Raw genomic sequence first — 17,859 nt, 5'->3', positions numbered from 1 at the left:
CGAGTCCTGACGATGAACACTGAATTCCGCAAACCGCTCCCCGGCAGCCGCCTGGATTTCTTCGATGCCCGAGCGGCCGTCGAAGCCATCACCCCCGGCGCCTACGCCACCTTGCCCTACACCTCCCGCGTACTCGCCGAGAATTTGGTGCGCCGTTGCGACCCGGCCACCCTTGACGCGTCCCTGAGCCAGTTGATCGAACGCAAGCGCGACCTCGACTTTCCCTGGTTCCCGGCCCGCGTGGTGTGCCATGACATCCTCGGCCAGACCGCCCTCGTGGACCTCGCCGGCCTGCGCGATGCCATCGCCCTGCAAGGCGGCGACCCGGCGCAGGTCAACCCGGTGGTGCCGACCCAACTGATCGTCGACCACTCCCTGGCCGTCGAAGCCGGTGGTTTTGACCCCGATGCGTTCGAGAAAAACCGCGCCATCGAAGACCGTCGCAACGAAGACCGTTTCCACTTTATCGAGTGGACCAAAAAGGCCTTCAAGAACGTCGACGTGATCCCGCCGGGCAACGGCATCATGCACCAGATCAACCTGGAGAAAATGTCCCCGGTGATCCAGGTGCGCGACGGCGTGGCGTTCCCTGATACCTGCGTCGGCACCGACAGCCATACGCCCCACGTGGATGCGCTGGGTGTGATCGCCATTGGCGTTGGCGGCCTGGAAGCGGAGAGCGTGATGCTCGGCCGCGCCTCGTGGATGCGCCTGCCGGAAAGTGTCGGTGTCGAGCTGACGGGCAAGCTGCTGCCGGGCATCACCGCCACTGATATGGTGCTGGCGCTGACCGAATTCCTGCGCAAACAGAAAGTCGTCGGCGCCTGGTTGGAGTTCTTCGGCGAAGGTGCCTCAGCCCTGACCTTGGGCGACCGTGCGACCATCTCCAACATGGCCCCGGAATACGGCGCCACGGCGGCGATGTTTTATATCGACCAGCAAACCATCGCCTACCTGAAACTTACCGGCCGTGAAGACGAACAGGTTGCGCTCGTCGAGCAATACGCCCGCCACACGGGTTTGTGGGCTGACGACCTGAAAGGCGCGCAATACGAGCGCAGCCTGACCTTCGACCTGTCCAGCGTCGTGCGCAACATGGCCGGCCCGAGCAACCCTCACGCCCGTGTTGCCACCCGCGACCTGGCGGCCCAAGGCATCAGTGGGCAATGGGATGACGTGCCAGGGCAAATGCCCGATGGCGCGGTGATCATCGCCGCCATCACCAGTTGCACTAACACCAGCAACCCGCGCAACGTGATCGCCGCCGGCCTGTTGGCGCGCAATGCCAACAAACTGGGGCTCAAGCGCAAGCCGTGGGTCAAGTCATCGTTGGCGCCCGGTTCGAAAACCGTGGCGATGTACCTGGAAGAGGCCGGCCTCGGGCATGAATTGGATCAGCTCGGTTTCGGCGTGGTGGCGTTTGCTTGCACCACCTGCAACGGCATGTCCGGCGCGCTCGACCCGGTGATCCAGCAAGAGATCATTGACCGCGACCTCTACGCCACCGCCGTGCTCTCGGGCAACCGTAACTTCGACGGGCGTATTCATCCCTACGCCAAGCAAGCGTTCCTTGCCTCGCCGCCGTTGGTGGTGGCCTACGCGATTGCCGGCACCATCCGTTTCGACATCGAGAAGGACGTGCTCGGCCTCGACGCCGACGGCAAGGAAATCCGCCTGCAGGACATCTGGCCGAGCGACGAAGAGATCGACGCCGTGGTCAAGGCTTCGGTCAAACCGGAGCAGTTCCGCGCCGTGTATATCCCCATGTTCGCCATCCACGAAGACACCGGCCCCAAAGTCGCGCCGCTGTACGACTGGCGCCCGCAAAGCACTTACATCCGTCGCCCGCCGTACTGGGAAGGCGCGCTGGCCGGGGCGCGTCCGCTCAAGGGCATGCGCCCGCTGGCGGTGCTGCCGGACAACATCACCACCGACCACCTGTCGCCGTCCAACGCGATCATGCTCGACAGCGCCGCCGGCGAATACCTCGCGAAGATGGGCCTGCCGGAAGTCGACTTCAACTCCTACGCGACTCACAGGGGCGACCACTTGACCGCGCAACGCGCAACGTTCGCCAACCCGAAACTGTTCAACGAAATGGTCGTGGAAAACGGCAAGGTCAAGCAGGGTTCCCTGGCGCGCATCGAGCCCGAAGGCAAGGTTACGCGCATGTGGGAAGCCATCGAAACCTACATGGAACGCAAGCAACCGCTGATCATCATCGCCGGCGCCGACTACGGCCAGGGCTCGTCCCGCGACTGGGCGGCCAAGGGCGTGCGCCTGGCCGGTGTGGAAGCGATTGCCGCCGAAGGCTTCGAGCGCATCCACCGTACCAACCTGGTGGGCATGGGCGTGTTGCCCCTGGAGTTTTTGCCGGGCACCGACCGTCACACCTTGCACATCGACGGCAGCGAAACCTATGACGTGGTCGGCGAGCGCACCCCGCGTGCGCAACTGACCCTGGTGATCAACCGCAAGAATGGCGAACGTGTCGAAGTGCCGGTGACCTGCCGCCTGGACACCGCCGAAGAAGTGTCGATCTACGAGGCGGGCGGCGTGTTGCAACGTTTTGCCCAGGACTTCCTGGAATCGGCGGCGACGGCTTAAGAGGACGACCATGGCACACGCACCGCAAATCAAGATCCCCGCCACCTACATGCGTGGCGGCACCAGCAAGGGCGTATTTTTCAGCCTCCAGGACCTGCCCGCCTCGGCGCAGGTACCGGGCGCGGCACGCGATGCCTTGTTGCTGCGGGTGATCGGCAGCCCCGACCCCTACGACAAACAGATCGACGGCATGGGCGGCGCCACGTCGAGCACCAGTAAAAGCGTGATCCTGGCCAAAAGCACCCGCGCCGACCACGACGTGGACTACCTGTTTGGCCAGGTCTCCATCGACAAGCCCTTTGTCGACTGGAGCGGTAACTGCGGCAACCTGTCGGCGGCGGTGGGCTCGTTCGCCGTCAGCGCGGGGCTGGTCGATCCGGCCCGCGTCCCGCACAACGGCGTGGCCGTGGTGCGGGTGTGGCAGGCCAATATCGGCAAGACCATCATTGCCCACGTACCGATTACCGACGGTGCAGTGCAGGAAACCGGCGACTTCGAACTGGACGGCGTGACCTTCCCGGCCGCGGAAGTGCAGTTGGAATTCCTGGACCCGGCGGCAGAAGAAGAGGGCGGCGGTGGCTCGATGTTCCCCACCGGCAACCTGATAGACGACCTTGAAGTGCCCGGTGTCGGCACCTTCAAGGCCACGCTGATCAATGCCGGTATCCCGACGATCTTCATCAACGCCGAAGACCTCGGTTACACCGGCACCGAGCTGCAAGGCGCGATCAACGGCGACCCCAAGGCCCTGGCCATGTTCGAGACCGTGCGTGCGTATGGCGCACTGCGCATGGGCCTGATCAAACACCTGGACGAAGCCGCCCAGCGCCAGCACACGCCAAAGGTCGCGTTTGTGGCCAAACCTGCGGATTACGTGGCGTCCAGCGGCAAAGCGATCAAGGCTGGCGATGTGGACCTGCTGGTGCGCGCACTGTCCATGGGCAAGCTGCATCACGCGATGATGGGCACGGCGGCGGTGGCGATTGGCACCGCGGCGGCGATTTCCGGAACCCTGGTCAACCTCGCCGCAGGCGGCATTGAGCGTAATGCGGTGCGCTTCGGGCATCCGTCGGGCACGTTGCGCGTGGGTGCCGAAGCTACCCAAGTGAACGGCGAATGGGTGGTGAAGAAAGCCATCATGAGTCGCAGTGCGCGGGTGTTGATGGAAGGCTTCGTGCGCGTACCCGGCGACGCCTTCTAAAACCCTGCACACATCCAATATGGGAGGGGGCTTGCCCCCTTCCACAGTCATAAACAGGCATTCAGACCTGCGAAACGATCAACCCTGACCCTGAGGATGCAACAACCCTAACTCACTTTGGAGATCTGCCATGAGCGCCAACGTCGACCAGAACAACCGCCCCGACTACGACCAGGTCCTGCAGGACATCGCCGACTACGTCCTCACCTACCGGATCGACTCCCCAGCCGCGCTGGACACCGCGCGCAACTGCCTGATGGACACCCTCGGCTGCGGTCTGCTGGCCCTGCGGTTTCCCGAGTGCACCAAGCACCTGGGGCCGATCATCGAGGGTACGGTGGTGCCGTTTGGTGCGCGGGTGCCGGGCACGTCGTTTCGTCTGGACCCGGTCAAGGCGGCGTGGGACATCGGCTGTATCGTGCGCTGGCTCGACTACAACGACACCTGGCTCGCCGCTGAATGGGGCCACCCTTCGGATAACCTCGGCGGCATCCTCGCCGTGGCCGATCACCTGTCGCAAAAACGCGTGGCCAATGGCGATGCGCCGCTGACCGTGCGTGCGGTGCTGGAAGCGATGATCATTGCCCACGAAATCCAGGGCGTGATCGCGCTGGAAAACTCCTTCAATCGTGTCGGCCTCGACCATGTGTTGCTGGTGAAAGTCGCGTCGACAGCGGTCACCGCCAAGCTGATGGGCGCCAACCGTGAGCAATTGCTGGCGGCCTTGTCCCACGCGTTTGTGGACGGACAGGCGCTGCGCACTTACCGCCATGCGCCGAATGCTGGCTCGCGCAAATCCTGGGCGGCGGGCGATGCATCGAGTCGAGGCGTGCGCCTGGCGGATATCGCGCTGCGTGGCGAGATGGGCATCCCCGGCGTATTAAGCGCGCCGCAGTGGGGCTTTTACGATGTGCTGTTCAGCCACACCAACAAGGACTTGGCGCTCAAGCCAGAGGACAAGCGCGTATTCAGCCTGTCACAGGCGTACGGCACTTATGTGATGGAAAACGTGCTGTTCAAGATCAGCTTCCCCGCCGAGTTTCATGCCCAAACGGCTTGCGAAGCGGCGGTGATGCTGCATCCGCAGGTGAAAAATCGGCTGTTCAACATCGATCGCATCGTGATCACCACCCATGAGTCGGCGATCCGCATCATCTCCAAGGTCGGCCCACTGGCCAACGCTGCCGACCGCGACCACTGCCTTCAATACATGACCGCCGTGCCGTTGGCGTTCGGCACCCTGGTGGCCGAGCAATACGAGGATGACTTCCACGCCGCACACCCGATCATTGATGTACTGCGCGACAAAATGGTCATCGTCGAAGATCCGCGCTACAGCCGCGAATACCTGGAAGCCGACAAGCGTTCCATTGCCAATGCGGTGCAGGTGTTCTTCAGTGATGGCACCTGCACCGAGCAGGTGGCGGTGGAATATCCGATTGGTCATCGCCGCCGTCGGATGGACGGTATTGCTTTGCTGGAAGACAAGTTCAAGGCCAACCTGGCCACACGGTTTACCGCGCATCGCAGCGCCGAGATTTTTGCGTTGTGCAAGGACCCGGCGCGGCTTGAGGCCACGCCGGTGAATCGCTTCATGGACCTGTTCGTGATCTAAAAACCTGTGCAGGACTAAAGTGTGGGAGGGGGCTTGCCCCCGATAGCGGTGTTTCAATCAGCATATGCAGTGACTGACACCCTGCTATCGGGGGCAAGCCCCCTCCCACATTGTCCTCCACTGTTGCGCTATTGAGTCAGGTTCAGGAATCACTCAAACCGCAGGATCACCCTGCGGTTGTGCTTGCTCTTCTTCTCGATCTTCTCGCAGAACACCCGGCCGATTTCCTCGGTGTTGATCACGTGGGTGCCGCCACACGGCTGGATGTCGATCCCGGCAATTTCAATCACCCGTACCGAGCCTTGGATCACCGGCGGCGCGACCGCCTGGGTGCGGGTTATCTGCAGCAGCGTGGAGTATTCCGTGGCGGCCATCGACAGGGTTTTCACCGAGTGAGCCTGTTCGATCAGCGCGTTGAGGTCGCGGGTGATGCTGTCTTTGTCGAGGGTCATTTCCGGCAGGTCGAAATCCAGGCGGCCCTTGTCGGCACTGATGCTGCAACCCGTCACCGGCGCATCGATGATCGAGCACAGCAAGTGCAGGCAGGTGTGCATTTTCATGTGCTGATAGCGCCGTTCCCAATCGAGGCCGGCATCGACCTGGACCCCCGCAGTCAACTGCTTGGGGCAGTGTTCCACCTGGTGCCAGATGATCGAACGCAGCACCGGGTCGCGTACGGTGCCGGTCACGGCCACCTGCGTCCCGTCGGGCAGGGTCAAGTGGCCGGTGTCGCCCGGCTGTCCGCCGCCGGTTGGGTAGAACAACGTGTGTTCCAGGGCAATGCCGTGTTCGCTGACGGCAATCACCCGGGCGCTGAAGGCGTTCTGGTAGGGCGCGCTGTCAAACAGCGCCAGGGTTTCCATGGTGTGCACAGACATGTTCAACCTCCGACGATCAGTGGGCTGGCTTGCAACAGGTGGCGCACCATTGCACTCAAGCCAGGGGGGGAAAGCAGGGTGATTTCAAACTCCGGACCGCAGATTTTCAGGTTCAGCGGCAGGCGTGGCAGCTGATTGCCGGCTTCAACGCGGTGCAGGCGAAACTGCAGGTGGTGACGCTCCTTCACCGTCGGTTCCAGCATCAGCCCCTGCAGAGGGTGGAAGTCGGCGTCCAGTACCGTGACCTTGTGGCTGGCATTGACCTCGCCGACCACATGCAAGCGCTCATCCAGGGCGAAGGCGCCGAGGTAGTTGCTGTGGTCCGATTCATCGTTTTTTTGCAGTTGGATCTGGTTCACCACCTTGACCTTGGTCCCGGCGGGTACGTCCTGGGTGATCACGCAGGACGGGCTGATAAACACGTTGTCGCCAATCAACACATACCCCAGCACACGGGCGCCGGAGCCGACTTCGACGTTGTTGCCCAAGCGTGGATGGCGCTTGCCGTCGGGGTTGTTGGCGATGCCCCGGGCGCCGAGGGTCACGCCGCAGAGGATGTAGCAGTCGTGGCCGATCTCGCAGGTTTCACCGATCACGGTGCCGTAGCCGTGGTCCAGCACAAAGCGGCGGCCGATGCGCGCCGCCGGATGAATCTCCGCACCGGACAGCACCTTGCCCTGATTACTGAGTTTGAGGGCGATGCGTGAAAACACGCCGTTGGTCTGGTCGGGGAAATTCCACACAAGGTGTGCAAGGCGGTAATACAGCACCGCCTTGAACGAGGCATAGGATTCCAGGATCAGCTCGCCGCGCCCGCGTGATGCCGGATCGCGGTAGGCGTAGGCGATCAGGTCTTCGGCCACCGCCTGGGCGGCGTTCTGGATCAGCGGCGCCAGGTGCGGTTCCAACTGCTTCATCTGCGCAGGCGTGAGGGTCTTGATGAGCTGGGTGAGCAACTCATCATGCAGCTGTTGCATGTCGATAAAGCCACCCATGGAGGCACCCCCGCATTCTGGCTGGTTGGAAAACCGGTTATTCAAAACTGGGAAGGTAGCTGTCGGCATTGTCGTAGACCATGGTCAACACCACCGTTTCGGGTGGCAGTTCGGGGGCGAGCCGGGCGATGGCGACCATGTTGGCAGCGGACGACAGGCCCAGGCTGATGGCGTCGGTACGCATGATGCGTTTCATCATGTCGATGCAGTCCTGGCGCGAAACCTTGAGCATGCCGTCGATCACATTGAGGTTGAGGATGCTCGGGATCAGGCCAATCGACAGGCCCTGGATATGGTGCGGCGCGTGCTGGTTCTTCAGCAGGTCGCATTCCTCCGGTTCCACGCCCATGACGCGGATCGCCGGCCAGGCGGCTTTGAGGGTTTCGCCGATACCGGTGATATGGCCACCGGTGCCGATGCCGCTGACAAAGTAGTCCACACGGCGCTCGCCAAAGGCGCGAAGGATTTCCGGCGCGGTGGTGTCGCGGTGGGTCTGCGGGTTGGCGCCGTTGCGTTGCTGGTTGAGCATCACGTAGCTGGGGTTTTCCAGCTGCAGCTCCATGCACTTTTCGCCATGGGAATTGTTGCCCCGGCGGCTGTCCGACAGCACCACCTTGGCGCCGTACAGGCGCAGCAGCTTCTGTTTTTCGGGGCTGTAGTTGTCGGGGATCACCAGCACCACTTTGTAGCCCAGCACATTGCCGGCCATCACCAGGCCGATGCCGGTATTGCCGCCGCTGGGCTCAATGATGGTTTGCCCGGAATCGCGTATCAGCACGCCCCGGCGCTCGGCGTCGAGGATCATGCCCAGGGCGATGCGCGCCTTGTGGCTGCCACCGGGGTTGAGGGATTCGAGCTTGGCGTAGACCTCGATGCCGAGGTCTTCGGAAAACTGCGCCAGCCGCACGATGGGCGTGTGGCCGATGGCGTCGAGGATCGAGTTATGCAACATCAGTCGGTCCTCGGCTCAGTACAAGGGCATGTCAGGTTCGACGTCGCGAACCCAATGTTTCATGCCGCCTTGCAGGACTTTGGTGTTGGCAAAGCCCGCCGCCAGCAGCGTACTGGCCGCTTGCTCGGCGCGGGTGCCGGCGTAGCAGATCAAGTAATGGGTGTTGTCGCGGTTGAGGCGGTCGAGTTGATCGTCCAGCTCGGCGAGGGGGATATGCAGCACCCCCGGCAACTTGCACACCTCCAGTTCGCTGGCGTCGCGCACGTCCAGCAGCACGTCGGCGCTGCGTGGGTGTTCGAGCAGTTGCTTGAGGACGCGAGGCTTGATGTAGCGTTCTTCGGCCAGTGACGGGGCGCTGGGCAGGGCGTCGGCGCACACGGCCGGCGCGATCGTTTCACTGTGGCGCAGTTCGGAACAGCACGGGCAGTCGGCGCGGCGCTTGAAGCGGATTTCGCTGAACTTCATCGCCAGCGCATCGAAACGCATCAAACGCCCGGACAGCGGCTCGCCAATGCCGATCAGCAGCTTGATGGCCTCGGTCGCCTGGATCATCCCGACCACGCCGGGCAGCACGCCGATCACGCCACCGGCGCTGCAATTGGGTGCCAACTCTGCGGGCGGTGCGCTGGGGAACAGGCAGCGGTAGCACGGCCCGCCCTTGTAGTTGAGCACGCTGATCTGCCCGTCGAAACGGTAGATGGCGCCATACACCAAGGGTTTTCCAAGCTGGACGCATGCGTCATTGACCAGGTAGCGGGTGTCGAAATTGTCGGTGCCGTCGATCACCAGGTCATAGGCGCCCACCAGTTCCAGGGCGTTATCGGCATTCAGCGCGGTGTTGTGGGCATTGATCTGGATGTGAGCATTGAGGTCTTGCAGGCGCTGTTTGGCGGACTCGACCTTTGGCAGGCCCAGCGTGCTGTTGCCGTGGACGATCTGGCGTTGCAGGTTGCTGCTTTCCACCACGTCGAAATCCACCAGGCCCAAAGTGCCGACGCCGGCCGCCGCCAGGTACAGGCTGATGGGCGAGCCCAGGCCGCCGGTGCCGATGATCAGTACCTTGGCTTTCTTCAGGTTCAACTGACCCTCGCGGCCCACGCCCGGCAGGGTGATATGGCGCACGTAGCGCTGGACTTCTTCGTTGCTCAGGGGTTCGACGTCGATGCCGCCGGACGTGGCGAGCAGCACTTCGATCCTGGCTTTTTCCGGCAATGGTTCGTCGGCCTCGATCAGCGCTTCCTCGGCGGTAAACAGGAAGTGTTCCTTGAGCTGGTTGTTCTTCTCGTGAAACAGATGCGTGCGCAACTGCGGGTGGCTGTTGCAGAGGTTTTCAATGACTTCGCGCAATGTCGATCCGGTGCTCTCAAGGGTCGATTCCGGCAGCTTTGCCACGCGAACCAGGATATCGGGGAAAGAGACAGCGTTCATGGACAACTCCGTGTGCAGGTCGTTGAAGGGTTGAAGGGCGAACTGTGTGCCATCCCAGGCAAACAGCTTGGAACCGAGAGCCTGGCCCTGGCGAACATCGACTACCAGGTAGCTCACGGGGTAGATCGGTTCACCCAGGAACAGCGCCTTGTCCTGGTCCTCATCGCTGAAATAGGCGCCGACGTCAGGGTGAGAGTGGTAGATCACCACCACGGGGTTGTCGCTGCGAAACGCCTTGTTCAACAGTAGGGTGTCGGCCACCGAGAAGGTGTAGCCGTTGGCTGCGCTGCGTGGGTACATCTCGGGGTTCTTGCGGTGCAGTTCATTCTGGATATTGCTGCCCAGGTACACGCTGCCGTCGGCGAAGACGTAGCCGCAGCATTCCTCGGGATAGCTGCGGCTGGCGTGGGCGTAGATCTGTTCCAGGGCGGTGTGGCGGAGGACGTCCATGTTTCTCTCGCGTTGGTGGGTGGTCAATTTTTCTTGGCCATGAGTTTTTCGATGGGCAACTTGGTGATCGCAAAACCGGCCAGCAGGATGGCCGAGTACAGCATCAGGTCGCGGGAAATCGCCACGCCTTCGTACCAGGCGCCGATGATCACCGCGAACACCGGGAAGACAATGAATACGAACGACAGGATGATCGGGCTCAAGCGCTTGAGCAGCATGAAGTACACGATGAACCCGCCCACCGAGGCCACCAGTCCGAGGTAGAACAGGGCGCTCCAGGAGCGCAGGGTGATGTCTTCAAAGGTGGGTGTTTCAAACCACAGCCCCGCGACGAACAGCATCAACCCGGCAATGCCGATGGGCAGGGTGTTGTAGGTGATCACGCTGATGGCGCTGCCTTTCTGCTTGGTAATCACATAGCACAAGGCATGCATGATCGCGGCCGTCAGAATCGCCAGCACCCCGAAAAACTCGGCGTGGTCCAGGTGCAGGCCCTGGCTGCGGATGATCATGTACAGGCTGCCGAAGCCGATGCCGATGCCGACCACCTGGGAAAAGTAGATGCGCTCGCGCAGGAACAGCGCGGAGAAAATCAGGATGAATACCGGCATGCAACTGAAGAGCAGGGCGGTGAGGCCGGACGAGACGTGCATCTCGCCGTAGTTGAGCAGGTAGTAGGGCACGCTGAAGTAGGACAGGGTCACGAACACGAAAAACCAGCGGCTTTCGCGAGGGAACAGGATCGGCTCGCGGCGCACCATGGCGAAACACAGGAACAGCGGGAAGGCGATGAGGAAGCGCAGGCCGGCGGAGGTCAGAGGTGGCACGCTTTCCACGGCAATCTTGATGCCCAGCCAGGTCGTGCCCCAACTCAGGCACACGATCAGGAACATCACACTGGTGATCAGCCCGGCCAGCCACTGCTTTTGGGTTTTGGTTTTGGCGGTGTTTTCGATAACGGCGGACATTGGCATCGTTTATTGCTTCCCTGAGCCGGAATTGAACTCTATATTGAACTTGTAATGAGTGATTAAATTCGGCGATTGAACCCGTAAAAGCACACTATTAGGGCGAAAGATGGCTGTCAAAACAAATATTGACATGGTGTCAATTATGCGTGAGGGCTTGTCCAACGGTCAGGGCGTGAAGTACAAGCGCCTGTCCGATGTCATGGAACGGGGCATCCTCGAAGGCTTGATTGAACCGGGACGAAAACTGCCGCCCCATCGGGTGCTTTCCGACAATCTCGGGGTGACCATCGGCACCATCAGCCGGGCCTACGGTGAGTTGGAACGCCTGGGTCTGGTGGTCGCCCGCGTTGGTGACGGAACATTCGTGCGCAAGCGTGGGATGGAGCGCCAGCGCGATGAAGGCTTTCGCAACGTCAGCGAGGAGCCGCGCCAGTACTTCGATATGAGCCGCAACATGCACATCCCCGGGCAGGAGACGGCCTTCCTGGCCCAGAGCTTCCAAACCCTGTCGACCAACGCCAAGTTCCTCCAGGACATCAGCGCCTACACCCCGGACGCTGGCCTGCCGCGCTACCGCGAAGCCGGTGCGCAATGGTTGGTGCAGCGTGACTTTCATCCCATCCCTGAACAGGTCATTTGCGTGAATGGCGGCCAGCACGGCCTGCTCTGCGCGATGATGGCGCTGCTGCGGGCAGGCGATACGGTGGTGACCGAACAACTGACGTACCCAGGCCTGATCACCGCAGCGCGCATGCTCGGCATACGCTTGATCGGCCTGGAGATGGATGACGAAGGCGTGCTGCCGAATGCGCTGGATGAAGTCTGTCGAAACCACCGGATTTCGGCGCTGTACTGCACGCCGACGATCCAGAACCCCACCACCGCCGTATTATCGGTGGCGCGTCGCGCTGCGCTGGTCAAGGTATGCCGCGAGCACAATTTGCTGATCCTGGAAGACGAAGCCCACGGTGTATTGGTAGAAGATCGGCCGCCGCCTCTCAGCCATTTCGCCCCCGAGCGTACGATTTTGATCAGTAGCCTGAGCAAGGCGGTATCCGCCGGACTGCGCGTGGGGTACGTACATGCACCGCCGGCGCTGGTCAGCCGGATCTCGGCAGCCCTGCGCTCAACCTGCTGGATGGCCACGCCAGTGACCCTGGAACTGGCCACCCAGTGGATCGAAAACGGCACGGCGGAGTACTTGCTGCGCCAGCAGATCAACGAGATCAGTCGGCGTAAAGCCCTGGTGCGTGACCTGCTCGAAGGCCTGCAATATCGCACTCACCTCAACAGCCCGCACTTCTGGATTGAGGTGCCCGAGCCGTGGCGTGCGTCGGAAATCGAGGCTGAACTCAAGCAGAACAACTACCTGATCGCCACCGCCGAGGCATTTGCCGTGGGGCAGACGGCAGTGCCGCAGTTTATTCGGGCGAGTATCTGCAATACGTCAGGCGACGATCAGTTGTTGCGCGAGGGGTTTGACGCGTTGGCGACGGCGTTGGGGCAGGGTGGTGGCCGGTTTCACCTGTAGGCCTTGGTCTTTGTGGTGAGCGGGCTTGCCGCGCGAGGCAAGCTCGCTCACCACAAAAGTGCCAGGCAGAAAATATTACTTGAAGCGCCGCTCCACACCCTTCTCCACCAGAATCTTCGCTGAAATCTCTTCAACCGAAAAATGCGTGGAATTGATGTGCGCAATATTCTCGCGACGGAACAGATTTTCCACTTCACGCACTTCGAACTCGCACTGGGCATAGCTTGAGTAGCGGCTGTTGGGCTTGCGCTCGTTGCGGATGGCCGTCAGGCGGTCCGGGTCGATGGTCAGGCCGAACAGCTTGTGGGAGTGGGCGCGCAGGGCGGCCGGCAGCGTCAGGTGCTCCATGTCGTCTTCGGTCAGCGGGTAGTTGGCTGCGCGGATGCCGAATTGCATGGCCATGTACAGACAGGTAGGCGTTTTGCCGCAGCGCGACACGCCCACCAGGATCAGGTCGGCCTTGTCGTAGTAGTGCGTGCGGGCGCCATCGTCGTTGTCGAGGGCGAAGTTCACCGCCTCGATACGCTCCATGTAGTTGGAGTTATGCCCAATGGAATGGGACTTTCCGACGGAGTAGGAGGAGTGCTCGCTCAACTCCTGCTCCAGTGGCGCCAGGAAGGTCGAGAAAATGTCGATCATGAAACCATTCGACGTTGCGAGAATCTCACGGATGTCTTGATTGACGATGGTGTCGAAAATGATCGGCCGAAAACCGTCTTTTTCAGCCGCCAGATTGATTTGTTGTACCATGGCCCGCGCTTTATCCACGCTGTCGATATAGGGCCGCGTGAATTTGGCGAAGGTAATGTTTTCGAACTGCGCGAGCAGGCTTTGACCCAATGTTTCGGCTGTGATGCCGGTGCCGTCGGAGATAAAGAAAGCAGATCGTTTCATTTGAGCCCTGGGCCTTAAGCTGATGGCGAATCTTGGATATGATAGGCGCGATTTTGCCGTCCCGCAGTGGGCCGCATTCTCACTTATTTTCCAGGTCCAGGCCACAAGCGCTGGCGAACGCTCCTACTGAGCAGCCGGCGTCCTGAGCTTTTCCAACACAGAAAGTGGAGAGATCACCTTGGTAGAGTACGTAGTTTCCCTCGATAAGCTCGGCGTCCATGATGTAGAGCACGTAGGGGGCAAGAACGCATCCCTCGGCGAGATGATCAGTAATCTTGCAGGCGCTGGTGTCTCGGTGCCCGGTGGTTTCGCCACCACGGCCCAGGCTTACCGCGATTTTCTCGAACTGAGCGGCCTCAACGCCCAGATCCACGCCGCGCTGGACGCCCTGGACGTCGATGACGTCAACGCCCTGGCCAAGACCGGCAGCCAGATCCGCCAATGGATCATGGACGCCGAGTTCCCCGAGAAACTCAACGAAGAAATCCGCACCGCCTTCGCCGCTCTGTCGGCCGGCAACCCGGATATGGCCGTTGCCGTGCGCTCCTCCGCCACTGCCGAAGACTTGCCGGACGCCTCCTTCGCGGGTCAGCAAGAGACCTTCCTTAACATCCGTGGCGTAGAAAACGTGATCCGCGCCGCCAAGGAAGTGTTTGCCTCTCTGTTTAACGACCGCGCCATTTCCTACCGCGTACACCAAGGTTTCGACCACAAGCTGGTGGCTTTGTCTGCCGGTGTGCAGCGCATGGTGCGTTCGGAAACCGGCACCGCCGGCGTGATGTTCACCCTGGACACCGAGTCAGGCTTCCGTGACGTGGTGTTTATCACCGGTGCCTACGGCCTGGGCGAAACCGTCGTACAAGGCGCGGTCAACCCGGACGAATTCTACGTACACAAGCACACTCTTGAAGCCGGCCGCCCGGCCATCCTGCGCCGCAATCTGGGCAGCAAGGCAATCAAGATGATCTACGGCGACGAGGCCAAGGCCGGTCGTTCGGTCAAGACCGTTGATGTGGACAAGGCCGAGCGCGCACGTTTCTGTCTGTCCGACGCTGAGGTCAGCGAATTGGCCAAGCAAGCGATGATCATCGAAAAGCACTACAAGTGCCCGATGGACATCGAATGGGCCAAAGACGGTGACGACGGCAAGCTGTACATCGTGCAGGCCCGCCCGGAAACCGTGAAGAGCCGCACTTCGGCCAATGTCATGGAACGCTACCTGCTGAAAGAAACCGGCACCGTACTGGTGGAAGGCCGTGCCATCGGCCAGCGCATCGGCGCCGGCAAGGTGCGCATCATCAAGGACGTGTCCGAGATGGACAAGGTCCAGCCAGGTGACGTACTGGTCTCCGACATGACCGACCCGGACTGGGAACCGGTGATGAAGCGTGCGAGCGCCATTGTCACCAACCGCGGCGGGCGTACCTGCCACGCGGCGATCATCGCCCGTGAGCTGGGGATTCCGGCCGTCGTGGGTTGCGGCAACGCCACCCAGCTGCTGAAAGATGGCCAGGGCGTGACCGTGTCCTGCGCCGAAGGCGACACCGGTTTCATCTTTGAAGGTGAGTTGGGCTTCGATATCAAGCAAAACTCCATCGACGCCATGCCCGACCTGCCGTTCAAGATCATGATGAACGTCGGCAACCCGGACCGCGCCTTCGACTTCGCGCAGTTGCCGAACGCCGGTGTGGGCCTGGCCCGCCTGGAATTCATCATCAACCGCATGATCGGCGTGCACCCCAAGGCCCTGCTGAACTACGACGGCCTGCCGCTGGACATCAAGGAAAGCGTCGACAAGCGCATCGCCGGTTACAACGACCCGGTGGGCTTCTACGTCGAGAAGCTGGTTGAAGGCATCAGCACCCTGGCGGCGGCGTTCTACCCGAAAAAGGTCATCGTGCGCCTGTCGGACTTCAAGTCCAATGAATACGCCAACCTGATCGGCGGCAAGCTCTACGAGCCGGAAGAAGAAAACCCGATGCTGGGTTTCCGCGGCGCCTCGCGTTACATCAGCGAAGCGTTCCGTGATTGCTTCGAGCTGGAATGCCGCGCGCTCAAACGTGTACGCAACGAGATGGGCCTGACCAACGTCGAGATCATGGTGCCGTTCGTCCGCACCCTGGGCGAAGCGAGCCAGGTGGTCGACCTGCTGGCTGAAAACGGCCTGTCCCGTGGCGAAAACGGCCTGCGCGTGATCATGATGTGCGAACTGCCGTCCAACGCCATCCTGGCCGAAGAGTTCCTGGAGTTCTTCGACGGCTTCTCCATTGGCTCCAACGACCTGACCCAGTTGACCCTGGGCCTGGACCGCGATTCGGGGATCATCGCCCACTTGTTCGACGAGCGTAACCCGGCCGTCAAGAAGCTGCTGGCCAACGCTATCCAGGCCTGTAACAAGGCCGGCAAGTACATCGGCATCTGCGGCCAAGGCCCTTCCGACCACCCGGACCTGGCCAAATGGCTGATGGAACAGGGTATCGAAAGCGTCTCGCTGAACCCCGATTCCGTGCTGGAAACCTGGTTCTTCCTGGCGGAAGGCCAAGCGCCCGCTTAAGGTCGTTACGTCAAAAGTGCCGGTCACTCGTTGTGGGTGACCGGCATTCTTATCTGTACAGGGCGGAATCCTTGCGGACGTCGCCCTTTTTTGTGCAAGAGCATTATGCAAAGCAGCAGCAACCTGTTTCCCGTCGCCCTGATCAGCGCTGAACGTCGTGGCGACCTGAGTGAAGACGTGTACCGCCTCAAACCCGGTAACAGCCCCGACGGCACTGTCGAGCTGGCGGTTACCCGTTTAGGCTTGGCCGATGTCCCGGAAAACCGGGGCATTCCGGTTATTTTGTTGCACGGCAGTTTTTCCAACCGGCGCTTCTGGTATTCGCCCAAAGGCATCGGCCTGGGCGCTTATCTGGCGCGCCAGGGGTTTGATGTGTGGATCCCGGAAATGCGCGGCCATGGCCTGTCCAAGCGCAACCATGACTATGCGAAAAATCGGGTTGCCGACTACGCGCGCTATGATTTGCCGGCCATCGGCGCGTTTGTGCGCGAGCAAAGTGCCCAGATCCCCCATTGGATCGGCCACTCCCTGGGCGGTACAGCCTTGGCGGCGGCGCTGGGTGGTCAGCACCTGGGCGCACCGGCAGTGGCGTCGGTGGCCTTGTTTGGTTGCCAGGTCAGTCGCACCCACTGGCCCCTGAAACTGCCGCCGGTGGAATGGACCGGTCGATTGCTTCTGAAGCGCTTTGGAGAGCTGTCCGGCTCACGCCTCAAGCGCGGCCCGGAGGACGAACCGGCGGGCGTGCTGATCGAAGCCATGCGTTGGAATGGCCTGTTTGGACGCTTTGGCGAGGGTAAGCAGGATTGGTGGAAAGGCCTGGCAGACGTCGATGTGCCAGTGTTGGCCGTCAGTGCGGCCGGTGATCATCAGGACCCTGACTGGGCCTGTCGCAAGCTGTTCGAGCAAATCGGTTCTGAGCATCGCCAATACCTTTGCCTGGGTCGCCAGCAAGGGTTTACCGGTGATTTCGGGCATGTGGAAATGCTTGTGAGCAAGGCCGCCCAAACCGAAGTATGGCCACTGGTGGCGCAATGGTTGAAAGACCCGCTCACACCGTTGTTTGGCGCCCCGGCCGAGGTGCTGGCGACGGTTTGACGCAGCGCTCTGCCAAGGGCGTTTCGCTCGTGCTAGGTTGCGGCTAAGATATGACGCGCTGAACGCTTCTGGTCATATTCAGTCGCGCAGTGGCTCTTGCGTTGCGGCGAAGCGAATGGGATGTTCCCCGTCCGCTCCGACCGATACTTCTTTGAAAGACACTTCTTTGGCAGAAAGGAATTTTTCGATGAACCATTACGTGACCCCCGACCTGTGCGACGCCTACCCGGAACTGGTGCAGGTGGTCGAGCCGATGTTCAGCAATTTCGGCGGCAGAGACTCCTTCGGTGGCGAGATCGTCACCATCAAGTGCTTCGAAGACAACTCGTTGGTCAAGGAGCAAGCCGACCAGCCGGGCGCCGGCAAGGTGCTGGTGGTCGACGGCGGCGGTTCCCTGCGACGTGCGTTGTTGGGCGACATGATTGCCGAAAAGGCCGCGAAAAACGGCTGGGAAGGGCTGGTGATCTACGGTTGCATCCGTGATGTCGATGTCATAGCGCAGACCGATCTTGGCGTGCAGGCCCTGGCCAGCCATCCAATGAAGACCGACAAGCGCGGTATCGGTGACCTGAACGTGGTGGTCACGTTTGCCGGCGTGACCTTCCGTCCGGGTGAGTACATCTATGCGGACAATAATGGCGTGATCGTGTCGCCAAGTCCGTTGAAAATGCCTGAATAAACCGCAATA

The 17,859-nt window shown here is 61.3% G+C and carries 13 protein-coding genes; 7 read left to right on the top strand and 6 right to left on the bottom strand.

The window, feature by feature from the left end:
- Positions 1-12 precede the first annotated feature (12 nt).
- The 3 genes from acnD (at position 13) to prpD (ending at position 5,423) form a co-directional block, all read left to right on the top strand.
- Positions 13-2,607: a Fe/S-dependent 2-methylisocitrate dehydratase AcnD gene (gene acnD, locus AOA60_RS00515; RefSeq protein WP_099582714.1), complete on the top strand. Its 2,595-nt coding sequence runs from the start codon at positions 13-15 to the stop codon at positions 2,605-2,607.
- Between the two features lie 10 nt (positions 2,608-2,617).
- The gene (gene prpF / locus AOA60_RS00510; RefSeq protein WP_099582713.1) at positions 2,618-3,808 is read left to right on the top strand and encodes a 2-methylaconitate cis-trans isomerase PrpF; all 1,191 of its coding nucleotides are present in this window, start codon (positions 2,618-2,620) and stop codon (positions 3,806-3,808) included.
- 130 nt (positions 3,809-3,938) lie between these two features.
- Positions 3,939-5,423, top strand: coding sequence for a 2-methylcitrate dehydratase (gene prpD, locus AOA60_RS00505; RefSeq protein ID WP_099582712.1), 1,485 nt, complete (start codon positions 3,939-3,941; stop codon positions 5,421-5,423).
- A 149-nt stretch (positions 5,424-5,572) separates the two neighbouring features.
- Here the strand turns inward: prpD and AOA60_RS00500 are convergent, their stop codons facing one another.
- The 5 genes from AOA60_RS00500 to AOA60_RS00480 are packed head-to-tail and all read right to left on the bottom strand — an operon-like array spanning position 5,573 to position 11,043.
- Entirely contained in the window at positions 5,573-6,301 is a 729-nt protein-coding gene (locus AOA60_RS00500; protein WP_099582711.1) for an alanyl-tRNA editing protein, read from the bottom strand.
- 2 nt (positions 6,302-6,303) lie between these two features.
- Positions 6,304-7,296: a serine O-acetyltransferase gene (locus AOA60_RS00495; protein ID WP_099582710.1), complete on the bottom strand. Its 993-nt coding sequence runs from the start codon at positions 7,294-7,296 to the stop codon at positions 6,304-6,306.
- Between the two features lie 37 nt (positions 7,297-7,333).
- On the bottom strand, positions 7,334-8,248 hold the full coding sequence (locus AOA60_RS00490) for a PLP-dependent cysteine synthase family protein (protein ID WP_099582709.1): 915 nt from the start codon (positions 8,246-8,248) through the stop codon (positions 7,334-7,336).
- 15 nt (positions 8,249-8,263) lie between these two features.
- Positions 8,264-10,126, bottom strand: coding sequence for a molybdopterin-synthase adenylyltransferase MoeB (gene moeB / locus AOA60_RS00485; RefSeq protein WP_099582708.1), 1,863 nt, complete (start codon positions 10,124-10,126; stop codon positions 8,264-8,266).
- A 23-nt stretch (positions 10,127-10,149) separates the two neighbouring features.
- The gene (locus AOA60_RS00480) at positions 10,150-11,043 is read right to left on the bottom strand and encodes a DMT family transporter (protein WP_178075293.1); all 894 of its coding nucleotides are present in this window, start codon (positions 11,041-11,043) and stop codon (positions 10,150-10,152) included.
- 160 nt (positions 11,044-11,203) lie between these two features.
- On the opposite strand from AOA60_RS00480, the gene AOA60_RS00475 reads away from it, so the two are divergent.
- Positions 11,204-12,628, top strand: coding sequence for a PLP-dependent aminotransferase family protein (locus AOA60_RS00475; protein WP_099582706.1), 1,425 nt, complete (start codon positions 11,204-11,206; stop codon positions 12,626-12,628).
- 75 nt (positions 12,629-12,703) lie between these two features.
- On the opposite strand, the gene AOA60_RS00470 is transcribed toward AOA60_RS00475, so the two are convergent.
- Positions 12,704-13,522, bottom strand: coding sequence for a pyruvate, water dikinase regulatory protein (locus tag AOA60_RS00470; RefSeq protein ID WP_003193298.1), 819 nt, complete (start codon positions 13,520-13,522; stop codon positions 12,704-12,706).
- A 178-nt stretch (positions 13,523-13,700) separates the two neighbouring features.
- On the opposite strand from AOA60_RS00470, the gene ppsA reads away from it, so the two are divergent.
- The 3 genes from ppsA to rraA all read left to right on the top strand — a co-directional run bounded on the left by ppsA (position 13,701) and on the right by rraA (position 17,850).
- Positions 13,701-16,076 carry a phosphoenolpyruvate synthase gene (gene ppsA, locus AOA60_RS00465; RefSeq protein WP_099582705.1) on the top strand — a complete coding sequence of 792 codons (2,376 nt, stop codon included), beginning with the start codon at positions 13,701-13,703 and terminating at the stop codon, positions 16,074-16,076.
- 105 nt (positions 16,077-16,181) lie between these two features.
- The gene (locus tag AOA60_RS00460; RefSeq protein ID WP_099582704.1) at positions 16,182-17,171 is read left to right on the top strand and encodes an alpha/beta fold hydrolase; all 990 of its coding nucleotides are present in this window, start codon (positions 16,182-16,184) and stop codon (positions 17,169-17,171) included.
- A gap of 187 nt (positions 17,172-17,358) precedes the next feature.
- Positions 17,359-17,850, top strand: coding sequence for a ribonuclease E activity regulator RraA (gene rraA, locus AOA60_RS00455; RefSeq protein ID WP_017527456.1), 492 nt, complete (start codon positions 17,359-17,361; stop codon positions 17,848-17,850).
- Positions 17,851-17,859 lie beyond the last annotated feature (9 nt).

This window comes from Pseudomonas sp. 2822-17, from assembly GCF_002742485.1.
Taxonomy (GTDB): domain Bacteria; phylum Pseudomonadota; class Gammaproteobacteria; order Pseudomonadales; family Pseudomonadaceae; genus Aquipseudomonas; species Aquipseudomonas cyclaminis.
Note: the sequence above shows the minus strand (reverse complement) of the source record. Positions and strands in the feature narration are given on the sequence as shown.